We start from the raw sequence: 13,212 nt of genomic DNA on the forward strand, positions 1-13,212 counted from the left end.
CTTTTACATATAATCGGAGGAAACGGGTCATTAGTGACCCGTATGTATATTTATTGTTGCATAGCGGTGTTTGCCGCCAGGGTAACCTGGATATCTTTATCGAGGTTGTGTACCCAACGGTTATAGTTTCTATGAATTTTTCCGTTGGCGGCCATTAGATTCAGACTACTCACATAAACAATAGAATAACTTGTTGCGGAGTAGTTAATTTTAATGTCAGCAACATGGTCGCGATTTTGTAAGTGACCTTTAATAACGCCGGGGCCCGCATCAGACATAATCCATTCGCGCTGCGCACCCGCTTTGATAATCGCATCCTTCACCTGCGCCGCAGTATGACCGGCACTCACTATCGTATTGACTTGTTCAATAGGGGCAGTACGCGCGCAACCGGCAAGCGCGCCGACAACCGTTGCGGCAATCATCCAATGAATAATTTTTTTCATGAATACTCCATATCAATTTATTAGCTACAGGGCATTGGTTTATGCCACGTGAGAAAAATTTAAGCAGGCTGATATGCTGTGGTTGCTCTGTCAGATTAAAATCTTCATCTGTATTTATAAATATGACAGATGGATACTCCAATGTTATTGAAATATTAAGATTCTGATAAACAATAAGGCGCTATCAGGGCAGCGGTGAAGTATATGTAATTTAATACTGACCAGGCAATAGCGACAATCATTAATATGCATGTATACATTTCAATTGAGTAAAGCCGACTAATCGTTGGGGAATTTGCGGTGATGGGCATGGCGAAGCCGCCGGTCCGGCTATTACTATCGGAAGGCTGCTTTTCAACGGAGGTCGTGGTAATAGTGGTTCTATGTTGTAGAACTCTGGTGGAACCTGATGCCCGAATCCGTCGCCGAACCGGCGCTCAATGGACTGCGCCTCAATCTGCGGATTGTCTCTGTCGTTATCTTTAACTTTGCCAGTTATCTCACCATCGGCCTGCCGCTGGCGGTGCTGCCCGGCTATGTGCATGATGTCATGAGCTTTAGCGCTTTCTGGGCCGGGCTGGTGATTAGTCTGCAATATTTCGCCACGCTGCTCAGCCGCCCGCATGCCGGGCGTTACGCCGACCTGCTGGGGCCTAAAAAGATTGTCGTCTTCGGTCTCTGTGGCTGTTTTTTGAGCGGTTTGAGCTATCTGTTGGCGGCCTGGAGCAGCGGCTGGCCTCTGGTTAGCCTGCTGCTGTTATGCCTCGGACGGGTGATCCTTGGTATCGGCCAGAGCTTCGCCGGCACTGGCTCGACGCTGTGGGGCGTCGGTGTGGTCGGTTCGCTGCATATCGGGCGGGTGATCTCGTGGAACGGGATTGTGACCTACGGGGCGATGGCGATGGGCGCGCCGCTCGGCGTGCTGTGCTATTCACACATTGGCCTCTGCGGCCTGGCGGTAGTCATTATGACGGTGGCGCTGGTGGCGATCCTCTGTGCGCTGCCCCGCGCGGCGGTGAAGGCTACCAAAGGTAAAGCGATGTCGTTTCGCGCGGTGCTTGGCCGCGTCTGGCCCTACGGCATGGCGCTGGCGCTGGCCTCCGCCGGCTTCGGGGTGATCGCCACCTTTATCACGCTGTTTTATGACGCCAAAGGCTGGGACGGCGCGGCTTTCGCTCTGACGTTATTCAGCTGCGCGTTCGTTGGCACGCGGCTGCTGTTTCCTAACGGCATTAATCGCCTCGGTGGACTGAACGTGGCGATGCTCTGCTTTAGCGTGGAGATTATCGGACTACTGCTGGTCGGCTTTGCCGATACGCCGTTGCTGGCGAAAATCGGTACCTTCCTTACCGGGGCGGGGTTCTCGCTGGTCTTCCCGGCGCTGGGGGTGGTGGCGGTCAAAGCGGTGCCGCAGCACAATCAGGGGTCGGCGCTGGCGACCTATACCGTGTTTATGGATTTGTCGTTGGGGGTCACCGGGCCGCTGGCCGGATTGTTGATGGCGTGGACCGGGATCTCGATGATTTATCTCGCCGCGGCTGGGCTGGTGATGGCGGCGCTGCTGTTGGGCTGGCGGCTAAAAAAACGGCCCCCGGTTAGCGAACCGGAGGCCATAGCACCAGGCCAGTAATTACTGGATGGTGAGGGTGTTGATGATGCTTTCTGCTTCGGTCTGCGCCTGCTGCTGGTTGTCCGCCGGCAGGGTCACCTGCAGGGTCAGCAGTTTGTCATCCACTTTGCCGAGGATCACTGAAGACCAGGCGGTCTGCCCCTTGGCAGAGATGATGCTGTCCAGCTGCTGCAGGGTATGGCCTTTCATCTCCAGCGATTTGTTGCTCACCACCTGCAGCTGCGGGTCGCGGCTACGCTGCTGATCTTCCAGTCGTTTCGCCAGTACCGCCAGATCTTCATTGGTGCTGTCGCCGACGATGACGATGACCGCTTTCTGGCCGGTAGCGTCAGAGTAGACGTGCATGTTGTTCGCCTGGGTACCCAGTTTGCCGCTCTGGTCGGCCATGCCCGCAGGCAGGGTGAAGCTCAGTTTGCCATCCAGCAGGCTGATTGCCTGGCCGCTGGCATTGCTCTCCGCTGCTGCGCCAACGGTTGGCGCTTTTGAATCGCTGTTATCGCAGGCGGCAAGCCCCATTACCAGCAGGCCAATACCGACATATTTAACCAAATTGCGCATTGACATCTTCCTTTCGATAAACGGCCACTAATGGCTCATCCGGCTATCTTAACACATCGGCCCGCGAGTACCTTTAACTCGGCTGTAATGCCGACAAATCAGATTTATCCGCCAGTCTTTTCAACAGCATATTTAACAGCACGCCGTACATCGGCAGGAAGAAAATAATGCTGATAAGCACTTTAAAGCTGTAGTCGACGAGGGCGATTTCCCCCCAGTGGGCGGCCATAAACGGGTCCGGGCTGCGCCAGAAAGCGATAAAGAAGAACGCGACGGTATCGCTGATGTTGCCGAACAGCGTCGAGGCGGTGGGGGCCAGCCACCAGTGGCGACTCTGCCGCAGGCGGTTGAAGACGTGGACGTCGAGGATCTGCCCCAGCGCATAGGCCATAAAGCTGGCGATGGCGATGCGCGCGACGAAGAGATTAAAGGTGCCCAGCGCGGCAAAGCCCTGCCACTCGCCCATGTAGAACAGCGCAGAGATGCCGTAAGAGATAACCAGCGCCGGGACCATCACCGCGAAAATGATGCGTCGCGCCAGCGGTGCGCCAAAAATGCGTACCGTCAGATCGGTGGCGAGAAAGATAAACGGAAAACTAAACGCGCCCCAGGTGGTATGGAAACCAAAAATGGAGATCGGCAGCTGAACCAGATAGTTGCTGGAGGTGATGACCAGCAGATGAAATAGCGAAAGCCAGACGAGCGCTTTTTTGCGCTGTACGGTAGTAAACGGATTCATATTGTGACCTTTTTATGCCCGTCATGCTTCAGGTGAATGAGCAATCGGCAGCGGAACGTTGGGGTGAGGGAACCCAATAAAAAACGGCTGCATGATACTGCGTTGTCGGCGTAATGCAATGGTTGTTTTTCGCGCAAACGTTAACCTGGCTTGCGTACTGGCGAACTGGGGGTAAACTAGGGCCGTTTTGTTAACGTGAGACTAAAATGAGCGAACTTTTCTCCACTCCTGACCATACCCTGGATGCCCTGGGGCTCCGCTGCCCGGAGCCGGTCATGATGGTGCGTAAAACCGTGCGGACGATGCCGGTCGGCGAGACGCTGCTGATTATTGCTGACGATCCGGCCACCACCCGCGATATCCCGGGATTCTGCCGCTTTATGGAGCATGAGCTGGTGGCCCAGGAAACCGAAGCCCTGCCGTACCGCTATCTGATCCGCAAAAGCCACTGAGCTTTTCCCGGATAGCGGCGCGTAGCGCCTTATCCGGGCTACCCGACGGTCCGGAACCGTAGCCCTGCTAAGCGCAGCGCGAGCAGGGAATACCCCGGATGGCGGCGCGTAGCGCCTTATCCGGGCTACCCGACGGTCCGGAATTGTAGCCCTGCTAAGCGTAGCGCGAGCAGGGAATATCCCGGATGGCGGCGCGTAGCGCCTTGTCCGGGCTACCCGACGGTCCGGAACCGTAGCCCTGCTAAGCGCAGCGCGAGCAGGGAATACTCCGGATGGCGGCGCGTAGCGCCTTATCCGGGCTACCCGACGGTCCGGAATCGTAGCCCTGCTAAGCGTAGCGCGAGCAGGGAATATCCCGGATGGCGGCGCGTAGCGCCTTATCCGGGCTACCCGACGGTCCGGAACCGTAGCCCTGCTAAGCGCAGCGCGAGCAGGGAATACCCCGGATGGCGGCGCGTAGCGCCTTATCCGGGCTACCCGACGGTCTGGAACCGTAGCCCTGCTAAGCGTAGCGCGAGCAGGGAAGCCGGTATCTATGCTACAACTTCTTACGCAATAACCGCAGCGCGTTAGCCGTTACCAGCACGGTGGCGCCGGTATCCGCCAGCACCGCCAGCCACAGGCCGGTCAGGCCGAGCAGGGTGGTGACGAGGAAAATCCCCTTCAGCCCTAAGGCAATCGCGATGTTCTGGCGAATATTGGCATGGGTGGCGCGCGCCAGGGAAATCATCTGCGCCAGGCCGGTCAGACGGTTATGGGTCAGCGCGGCGTCGGCCGTCTCCAGCGCCACATCGGTGCCGCTGCCCATGGCGATGCCGATGGTGGCCGCTTTCATCGCCGGGGCGTCGTTGATGCCGTCCCCGACCATCGCCAGCGGCGCATCGGCATTCAGCGCCATGACGGCTTTCACTTTGTCCGCCGGCAGCAGACCGGCGCGGAATTCCAGCCCCAGTTCGCTGGCGATGGCTGCCGCGGCGCGCGGGTTATCCCCGGTAAGGATCACCCCCTGAACCCCCAACTGATGCAAGGCATCCACCGCCTGACGCGCGTCGTCGCGCAGGGTGTCGCGCAGCGCCAGAATACCGAGCAGCGTCTCGCCGCGCATCACCAGCACTACCGTTTGCCCGGCGCTTTCCAGCTGCTGGATCTGCGCCTCATGCTCTGCCGGGGCGGCTTTGCTGGCGGCGCAGATCAAGATGCGGCTGCCGTTCACCTCGGCTTCGATACCAGAGCCCGCCAGAGCCCGCTGGCCGCTGGCAAGCGGAATACTCAGCTGACGCCGCTGTGCTTCACGGACGATGGCCTGCGCCAGCGGGTGGCTGGAGCCTTGCTCCACCGCCGCCGCCAGCGCCAGCAGCGCGTTGTCGTCAAACTCAGCCGTGGCGATCACCGAAGTCACCTGCGGCTGGCCGACGGTCAGGGTGCCGGTTTTATCGAACGCCACCTGCCGCACCTGGCCCAGCTGTTCCAGCGCCGCGCCGCCTTTGATTAGCGCCCCGCGGCGGGCGGCGACCGCCAGGCCGGAGGTGATGGCCGCCGGCGTGGAGATGACCAGCGCGCACGGACAGCCGATCAGCAGCAGCGTCAGCCCTTTATAAATCCACGGCAGCCAGGCGCTGGCGAAGAACAGCGGTGGGACAATGGCGACCAACAAAGCTACGACCATAATGGCCGGGGTGTAGATCCGGCTGAAGCGATCGATAAAACGCTCGATTGGCGCCCGACGTTCCTCTGCCTCTTCAATCAGCTTCAGGATGCGGTCGATGGCGCTGTCGCCCGGTTCGGATATCACGGTAAGCTGCACCAGGCGATCGACGCTGGTGGCGCCCGCCGCGACTCGTTCCCCGGCCTGACGCTCCACCGGCACCGACTCGCCGGTCAGGGCGCTTTCATCAAAGCTGGCAAACGGCGACAGCAGCTGGCCATCCGCCGGCAGACGCCCGCCGGCGGCCACTTCAATCACATCTCCGGGACGCAGGTCGCGCTGGGCGACGGTTTCCCGCACACCGTTGCGCAGACGGATGGCGGTGTCGGGCTTCAGCGCCATCAGCGCGCTCACCCCCTGCCGTGCGCGGCTGGCGGCCCAGCCTTCGAGACGCTCGCCGATCAGGAACAGCAGCAGGACCATCGCCGCTTCCGCAGTGGCGCCGATAAACAGCGCCCCGATGGCGGCGACGCTCATCAGCGTTTCAATGGCAAACCAGCTCCCGCTCTTGATCAGGCGCAGCGCCTGGCGAGCAACCGGCCACAGGCCGACCAGGGTGGTAGCAACAAAGGCCAACTGACCGGCGGGGTGGTTGGCCTGCTCCAGCCCCCAGCTCAGGGCCATCATGATAAACAGCGTCAGTAACGGCAGATTGTCGCGCAGCAGCGACCCTCGGGTTTTCTCTGCTGCGGGAGCATCGGCATCGCGCAGCGTATAGCCCGCCTGGCGGACCGCGTTCTCAACCTGAGCGCGGATATCGCCCTCGGCGTTAACCAGCAGCTTTTCTGTGGCGAACAGCACCTGGACCTGACTGACGCCGGGCACCTGGCGAACCGCGGTTTCCACCTTGCGGGCGCAGGCGGCGCAGTCCATGCCGTCAACCTGCCAGCTATAGCGGGCGTCGTCGAGCGCTTCGGCGGCAGGGGCGGATTCTGTGGCGCAGGCGTGATCTGTACAGCAGCTCTCCGCCGGCGCGGTCGCTGGCCGCATGGTGAATGACGAGAATTGTGGGACTTTTTTATCCTGCGCGTCTGGAGTCGACATGGCACCCTCCGGGAAATGATAATTTTCTCATTAGCCGTAGGATACACTCTGGAGTCGACTCCAGAGTCAAGGACTAAATTACAGGTATAGCGCGCGCACGATCAGGAAGTGGCCGGCAAAGTAGAACGCAGCGGCAATGGCGTTATCGGCGCGGAAGCGGCGACGATAGTGGCTCACCAGCCACACGGCATTGCTCAGCAGCAGCAGGGCCGCGCCGGCGAAACCGGACAGCGCGGTGTTGGTGGGGCGGGCAAACCACAGCTCACCGGCCAGCCAGACCATCACCAGCGTTATTCCAATAAAGGTCAGCACCGGCATTTTCATCTCTTCCAGCCGACTCCAGATCACCGCCATCAGCAGGGCGCCGAATACCAGCAGCACCAGCGGCAGCGGCCAGAAGAACGACAGCGTCAGCTGGCTGGCGAACCAGATGGTATACAGCAGATGTGACAGGAAGAAAGCGCCCACCGCGTACATCACCCGCTGGCGCGGCAGCAGGGTCAGGGCGTCGCCGAGCAGCGAGGCGCACAGGCCGGCCAGCACCAGATAGCTGATGGCATTGAACATCGGCGCCTGCCAGGCCAGTAACAGCAACAGAATCAGGGTGACAGGTTTAAATACCCAACGTCGCCAGGCCGGCCCACGATAGGATGCATCGACATAAAGCCATGCGGAGAAACAGACAGCAATAAATGACCAAAGCATAGTAAGTCCCTGTATCTGTTATCATAAAGAAAGTTACGGATGCGTGATGCTACAACTCAGTGTAGTGGTTTGGCGTAGCAGATGACAATGTTATTCCCGACGCAGTATGCTGATTCCTGATATTTTTTATGGGTTACCTTGATGAGTAAAATGCCCCTCTTTTTTGTTCTGGTCGTCGCGGTGATTGTGGTGGCGGCTTCGTTTCGCTATGTCCAGCAGCGCCGTGAGAAACAGGCGAATGACGCCGCGCCGTTGCTACAAAAGCGGGTTATCGTCAGCAATAAACGGGAAAAAGTGATTAACGATCGGCGCTCGCGGCAGCAGACGGTGACGCCCGCAGGCAGTGAGATGCGCTATGAAGCGAGCTTTCGCCCCGAAAACGGTGGGCTGGAGGTGGTGTTTCGCCTCGACGCGCCGCAATATCATGCGCTGAGCGTGGGCGATCGCGGGATGTTGAGTTATAAGGGCACAGCGTTCGTGGCGTTTACTCCCGATCCCTGAGCCCTTTTCAGGACTACTTTTTCAGCGTCGCCTTCAGTTTTTTCTGCCAGGCGACGAGCTCAAACACGCCGAAGATAAAAATGCGGATTTGCTCAAAGCGGCTCAGCGGCGGCGCCTCTTTCGGCTGCGTCGCCTTGAGCAGCGTCAACTGCAGCCCGTGCATCAGGATCATGAAAATCAGCGCGACGTTGACGAAGATATTCAGCGGCTTCGGGAAGGGCTGAAACAGGTTCAATAACAGAAAGGCCCAGACGCACAGCATCAGCAGGCGGCCTAAATTAATCAGCATGGTGCTCTCCTTGGGCCTCACGTTGGTAAAGACGGTAGGCGACCTGTCCGGCCACTTTTTCACGATACAGCTGCCAGTTAGCTGGCACCGGCGGTAAACCGTTTTCGACTTCGCTTTCGACATACACCAGGGCCTCATCGGCCAGCCATCCTTGTGTCTCCAGCAGACGTAGCGTCTCCTCCAGCAGCCCCTGACGGAACGGCGGGTCGACGAACACGATCTGGTGCGGTGTCCCCGGCTGGCTCAGGAAGCTGAGGGTGTTGGTGGTGATCACCTTGCCGCGATCCGCTTTCAGGGTGGCGAGATTTTTTTGCAACTGCTGGGCTACGCCGCGCTCCATCTCCAGTAGCGTGGTGCTGGCCGCATAGCGGGACAGCGCCTCCAGCCCCAGCGCGCCGCTGCCGGCAAAGCAGTCGAGGCAGTGCGCGTCAACGATGGACGGCGCCAGCCAGTTAAAAAGGGTTTCGCGAACCCGGTCGGTGGTCGGCCGCAGGCCCGGGCTCTCCGGCACCGGTAATTTACGGCCGCGCCATTGCCCACCGATAATGCGGATCTGGCCGCTGCCCGCGTGGTTTGGTTTTTTCATCTCTCTGCTCAAGTCTCAACTTCCGGCCTGCTATTCTAGCGATCGACGGCGGTTGACGAAACCTTAATCCGGGGGCGGTGCTGCGAGTTAAGTTAAGTGATAGACTATCCGACTAATTTCATCATTTTTTCAGCTTCTGATGAAGCTGCGCCATGAATAAAACAGCGAGGAGTGTGGTCGCAAATGGCAAAAGAGAAAAAACGTGGCTTCTTTTCCTGGCTGGGCTTTGGACAGAAAGAACAGGCACAGGAAACCGAGACTGAACAAAAAGTAGAAGAACAACAAGCAGTTGCCGATGAGACGCCGGTAGCGGAAACCCCTGCTGAGCCGAGCGCGCCGAAAGCAGACCCGGAGGCGTTTGCCGAAGATGTCGTCGAAGTGACCGAGACGGTGGTCGAAAGCGAAAAAGCGCACCTCGCGGAGCCTGCCAGCGTGCAGGAAAAAGAGTGGGTGGAAACGCCTGCTCTGACCGATGAAGCGCCTGTTGTTGAACCGGAGCCCGCGGTCAGCGAACCGTCTGAACAGCCTGCGGTGGTTGAGCCGCTGGCGGAAGAGGTGATCGCCGAACCGGTGGTGGCGGAAGCCGTAGCAGAGCAGCCTGTGGCAGACGTTATCGCCGAGCCGCAGGAGACGGATGTCCCTGAAGAGGACGCCCCGTTAAGCGATGAAGAGCTGGAAGCACTGGCGCTGGCGGCCGAGGCGGCCGAAGAGGCGGCGGTCGTGGTGCCGGAGCCCGAGGACGAGGCGCCGGTGGAAGCGCTGGCTCAGGAGCAGGAAAAACCGACGAAAGAAGGCTTTTTCGCCCGCCTCAAGCGTAGCCTTCTGAAAACCAAAGAAAATCTTGGTTCCGGATTTATCAGCCTGTTCCGCGGCAAGAAGATCGACGATGATCTATTTGAAGAGCTGGAAGAGCAACTGCTGATCGCCGACGTCGGGGTGGAAACCACTCGCAAGATCATTACCAACCTGACGGAAGGCGCCAGCCGTAAGCAACTGCGCGATGCGGAAGCGCTGTACGGCCTGCTGAAAGAAGAGATGGGCGAGATTCTCGCCAAAGTGGATGAGCCGCTGAACGTAGAAGGCAAAACGCCATTTGTTATTTTGATGGTCGGCGTAAACGGGGTGGGGAAAACCACCACCATCGGCAAGCTGGCGCGTCAGTTTGAGCAGCAGGGTAAATCGGTGATGCTGGCGGCGGGGGATACCTTCCGCGCGGCGGCGGTGGAACAGCTGCAGGTCTGGGGTCAGCGTAACAATATCCCGGTGATCGCCCAGCATACCGGCGCGGACTCCGCCTCGGTGATTTTCGACGCCATTCAGGCGGCGAAGGCGCGCCATGTTGACGTACTGATTGCCGACACCGCCGGGCGTCTGCAGAATAAATCGCACCTGATGGAAGAGCTGAAGAAGATTGTCCGGGTGATGAAAAAACTGGACGTCGACGCGCCGCATGAGGTGATGTTAACTATTGACGCCAGCACCGGGCAGAATGCCATTAGCCAGGCCAAACTGTTCCATGAGGCGGTAGGATTGACCGGGATCACCCTGACCAAGCTGGACGGCACCGCCAAAGGCGGCGTGATCTTCTCGGTGGCCGATCAGTTCGGCATTCCGATTCGCTATATTGGCGTCGGCGAGCGTATTGAGGATCTGCGTCCGTTTAATGCGGGCGACTTTATTGAGGCACTTTTTGCCCGAGAGGATTAAGAATGATTCGCTTTGAACAAGTCAGCAAAGCCTATCTCGGTGGGAGACAAGCGCTGCAGGGGGTGACCTTCCACCTGCAGCCGGGCGAGATGGCGTTTCTGACCGGCCATTCCGGCGCAGGGAAGAGTACCCTGCTGAAGCTTATCTGTGGTATCGAACGGCCCAGCGCCGGGAAAATTTTCTTCAGCGGTCATGAAATCAGCCGCCTGAAGAGCCGTGAGGTGCCGTTCCTGCGCCGCCAGATCGGCATGATTTTCCAGGACCACCATTTGCTGATGGATCGTACCGTGTATGACAACGTGGCGATCCCGCTGATTATCGCCGGCGCCAGCGGCGATGACATTCGTCGCCGCGTCTCGGCGGCGCTGGACAAGGTCGGCCTGCTGGACAAAGCGAAGAACTTTCCGATTCAGCTCTCCGGCGGTGAGCAGCAGCGCGTCGGTATAGCCCGCGCGGTGGTCAACAAGCCGGCGGTGCTGCTGGCGGATGAACCGACCGGTAACCTCGACGAGGCGCTCTCGGAGGGGATTTTACGTCTGTTTGAAGAGTTTAACCGCGTTGGGGTGACGGTACTGATGGCGACGCACGATCTGGGGCTTATCTCCAGTCGTCCGTACCGCGTGCTGTCGCTCAGCGACGGCCATCTGCATGGAGGCATTCGGGGTGAATAAGCGCGACGCAATGAACCAGATTCGCCAGTTCGGCAGTAAGTTCGATCGCCTGCGCAACGCGGCGGGCGGCAGCGGCGGCGGGCGCAATGCGCCAAAACGGCCGAAAGCGGCGCCTAACCCGGCCTCGCGTAAGAGTAACGTGTTCAACGAACAGGTGCGCTATGCCTGGCACGGCGCGTTGCAGGATCTCAAAAGTACGCCGCTGGCGACCTTCCTGACGGTGATGGTCATCGCCATTTCGTTGACCCTGCCAAGCGTCTGCTACATGGTCTACAAAAACGTCAGCAGCGCGGCGTCACAGTATTATCCATCGCCGCAGATCACCGTTTATCTGGAAAAAACGCTGGATGACGACGCCGCGGCGCGGGTGGTGGGCCAGCTGCAGGCGGAGCAGGGCGTCGACAAGGTAAACTATTTGTCCCGTGACGAGGCGCTGGGTGAATTCCGTAACTGGTCAGGCTTTGGCGGCGCACTGGATATGCTGGAAGAGAACCCGCTGCCAGCGGTCGCCATCGTGGTGCCGAAGCTGGATTTCCAGAGCACGGAAGCGCTCAATACCCTGCGCGAGCGGGTATCGCGGATCCAGGGGGTGGATGAGGTGCGGATGGACGACAGCTGGTTTGCCCGTCTCTCCTCGCTTACCGGGCTGGTAGGCCGCGTGTCGGCGATGATCGGCGTGCTGATGGTGGCGGCGGTGTTCCTGGTGATCGGCAACAGCGTGCGCCTGAGCATCTTTGCCCGCCGCGATACCATTAACGTGCAGAAGCTGATCGGCGCCACCGACGGCTTTATCCTGCGTCCGTTCCTCTACGGCGGAGCGATGCTGGGCTTCTCCGGCGCGTTTTTATCGCTGATCCTGTCGGAGATTCTGGTGATGCGCCTCTCGTCGGCAGTGACCGAAGTGGCGAAAGTGTTCGGCACCCAGTTTGAGCTGAGCGGCCTGGGCTTCGACGAGTGCCTGTTGATGCTGATTGTCTGCTCGATGATCGGGTGGGTCGCCGCCTGGCTGGCGACAGTGCAACATTTACGTCACTTTACTCCCGATTAAAAAAAGCGTGATATAATCTTTCCCTGCTGCAATGAGTTCCTGTTCGCAGGGAAAGATACCGCAAGCTTGTTCTCCTTTTCCTGCCCTCACTTGTTCATCGTGGTGTCACATTTTGTGCGTAATTTATTCACACCGTTGCATGGAACTTGTGGATAAAATCACTGTCTGATACTAATCTGAGTGATATTCTCGTTGCTCATGAATGCTGGCATGCTTGTTGCCTGATGGGGACAAGAACGCGTCAGAAGATATCAATTGAGAGGATTTGAATGACCAAAGAAATGCAAACTTTAGCTTTAGCCCCCGTTGGTAACCTGGAATCGTACATCCGGGCCGCTAACACTTGGCCGATGCTGTCGGCTGATGAAGAGCGGGAGCTTGCTGAAAAGCTGCATTACCAGGGCGATCTGGAAGCAGCTAAAAAGCTGATTCTGTCTCACCTGCGCTTTGTTGTTCACATTGCTCGTAACTACTCGGGCTATGGCCTGCCGCAGGCGGATCTGATCCAGGAAGGCAATATCGGCCTGATGAAAGCCGTGCGTCGCTTCAACCCGGAAGTGGGTGTGCGCCTGGTCTCCTTCGCCGTGCACTGGATTAAAGCTGAAATTCACGAATACGTGCTGCGTAACTGGCGTATTGTGAAGGTCGCTACCACCAAAGCACAGCGTAAGCTGTTCTTTAACCTGCGTAAAACCAAACAGCGTCTGGGTTGGTTCAACCAGGATGAAGTGGAAATGGTGGCCCGTGAGCTGGGCGTGTCGAGCAAAGACGTCCGCGAGATGGAATCCCGTATGGCGGCCCAGGACATGACCTTCGACATGTCTTCCGACGATGAGTCCGACAGCCAGCCGATGGCGCCGGTCCTTTATCTGCAGGACAAAACGTCTAACTTTGCCGACGGCATCGAAGACGACAACTGGGAAGAGCAGGCGGCGAATAAGCTGACTGACGCGATGCAGGGCCTGGACGAGCGTAGCCAGGACATCATCCGCGCCCGCTGGCTGGACGAAGACAACAAGTCCACGCTGCAGGAACTGGCCGACCGCTACGGCGTCTCCGCAGAGCGTGTGCGTCAGCTGGAAAAGAACGCCATGAAAAAACTGCGTGCCGCTATCGAAGCCTGATACGCCA

The 13,212-nt window shown here is 58.7% G+C and carries 14 protein-coding genes; 7 read left to right on the forward strand and 7 right to left on the reverse strand.

The genetic code is table 11. The features are described from left to right. Nucleotides 1-50: 50 nt before the first annotated feature. On the reverse strand, nucleotides 51-446 hold the full coding sequence (locus tag AC3EMD_RS01450) for an LptM family lipoprotein (protein WP_048964471.1): 396 nt from the start codon (nucleotides 444-446) through the stop codon (nucleotides 51-53). A gap of 409 nt (nucleotides 447-855) precedes the next feature. Between AC3EMD_RS01450 and AC3EMD_RS01455 the strand changes: the two genes are divergently transcribed. After that, entirely contained in the window at nucleotides 856-2,076 is a 1,221-nt protein-coding gene (locus AC3EMD_RS01455; protein ID WP_302073899.1) for an MFS transporter, read from the forward strand. Here the strand turns inward: AC3EMD_RS01455 and AC3EMD_RS01460 are convergent, their stop codons facing one another. Together AC3EMD_RS01460 and AC3EMD_RS01465 are read right to left on the reverse strand one after the other, a co-directional pair. Beyond that, nucleotides 2,077-2,634: a DcrB family lipoprotein gene (locus tag AC3EMD_RS01460; protein ID WP_012540380.1), complete on the reverse strand. Its 558-nt coding sequence runs from the start codon at nucleotides 2,632-2,634 to the stop codon at nucleotides 2,077-2,079. Nucleotides 2,635-2,707: 73 nt separating this feature from the next. Then, entirely contained in the window at nucleotides 2,708-3,373 is a 666-nt protein-coding gene (locus AC3EMD_RS01465; RefSeq protein WP_008806961.1) for a 7-cyano-7-deazaguanine/7-aminomethyl-7-deazaguanine transporter, read from the reverse strand. 206 nt (nucleotides 3,374-3,579) lie between these two features. Between AC3EMD_RS01465 and tusA the strand changes: the two genes are divergently transcribed. Next, nucleotides 3,580-3,825: a sulfurtransferase TusA gene (gene tusA, locus AC3EMD_RS01470; RefSeq protein WP_002920858.1), complete on the forward strand. Its 246-nt coding sequence runs from the start codon at nucleotides 3,580-3,582 to the stop codon at nucleotides 3,823-3,825. A gap of 538 nt (nucleotides 3,826-4,363) precedes the next feature. On the opposite strand, the gene zntA is transcribed toward tusA, so the two are convergent. Both zntA and AC3EMD_RS01480 read right to left on the reverse strand, forming a co-directional pair. Continuing rightward, nucleotides 4,364-6,574, reverse strand: a complete 2,211-nt coding sequence (zntA, locus tag AC3EMD_RS01475) for a Zn(II)/Cd(II)/Pb(II) translocating P-type ATPase ZntA (RefSeq protein WP_302073900.1) — start codon at nucleotides 6,572-6,574, stop codon at nucleotides 4,364-4,366. Between the two features lie 78 nt (nucleotides 6,575-6,652). Further along, complete coding sequence (locus AC3EMD_RS01480) at nucleotides 6,653-7,279, reverse strand: lysoplasmalogenase (protein WP_302073901.1); 627 nt, start codon at nucleotides 7,277-7,279, stop codon at nucleotides 6,653-6,655. A 150-nt stretch (nucleotides 7,280-7,429) separates the two neighbouring features. Between AC3EMD_RS01480 and AC3EMD_RS01485 the strand changes: the two genes are divergently transcribed. After that, nucleotides 7,430-7,780, forward strand: coding sequence for a DUF2500 domain-containing protein (locus AC3EMD_RS01485; RefSeq protein WP_004173989.1), 351 nt, complete (start codon nucleotides 7,430-7,432; stop codon nucleotides 7,778-7,780). 13 nt (nucleotides 7,781-7,793) lie between these two features. On the opposite strand, the gene AC3EMD_RS01490 is transcribed toward AC3EMD_RS01485, so the two are convergent. Further along, complete coding sequence (locus tag AC3EMD_RS01490) at nucleotides 7,794-8,069, reverse strand: DUF1145 family protein (protein WP_002920822.1); 276 nt, start codon at nucleotides 8,067-8,069, stop codon at nucleotides 7,794-7,796. Beyond that, the gene (gene rsmD / locus AC3EMD_RS01495) at nucleotides 8,059-8,655 is read right to left on the reverse strand and encodes a 16S rRNA (guanine(966)-N(2))-methyltransferase (protein ID WP_002920820.1); all 597 of its coding nucleotides are present in this window, start codon (nucleotides 8,653-8,655) and stop codon (nucleotides 8,059-8,061) included. Before rsmD ends, AC3EMD_RS01490 begins: the two co-directional genes overlap by 11 nt. A 183-nt stretch (nucleotides 8,656-8,838) precedes the next feature. Here rsmD and ftsY point away from each other — a divergent pair, with 183 nt between their 5' ends. From ftsY to rpoH, 4 genes are all read left to right on the forward strand, one after another. Continuing rightward, nucleotides 8,839-10,362 (forward strand): signal recognition particle-docking protein FtsY, encoded by a 1,524-nt coding sequence (gene ftsY, locus AC3EMD_RS01500; RefSeq protein ID WP_302073902.1) that lies wholly within the window; start codon nucleotides 8,839-8,841, stop codon nucleotides 10,360-10,362. Nucleotides 10,363-10,364: 2 nt separating this feature from the next. Further along, nucleotides 10,365-11,033: a cell division ATP-binding protein FtsE gene (gene ftsE, locus AC3EMD_RS01505; protein WP_008806964.1), complete on the forward strand. Its 669-nt coding sequence runs from the start codon at nucleotides 10,365-10,367 to the stop codon at nucleotides 11,031-11,033. Next, on the forward strand, nucleotides 11,026-12,081 hold the full coding sequence (ftsX, locus tag AC3EMD_RS01510) for a permease-like cell division protein FtsX (RefSeq protein ID WP_008806965.1): 1,056 nt from the start codon (nucleotides 11,026-11,028) through the stop codon (nucleotides 12,079-12,081). Before ftsE ends, ftsX begins: the two co-directional genes overlap by 8 nt. A 269-nt stretch (nucleotides 12,082-12,350) precedes the next feature. Continuing rightward, on the forward strand, nucleotides 12,351-13,205 hold the full coding sequence (gene rpoH, locus AC3EMD_RS01515; protein ID WP_002920815.1) for an RNA polymerase sigma factor RpoH: 855 nt from the start codon (nucleotides 12,351-12,353) through the stop codon (nucleotides 13,203-13,205). Nucleotides 13,206-13,212: the final 7 nt, after the last annotated feature.

It is taken from the genome of Klebsiella sp. PK18 (assembly GCF_057784655.1).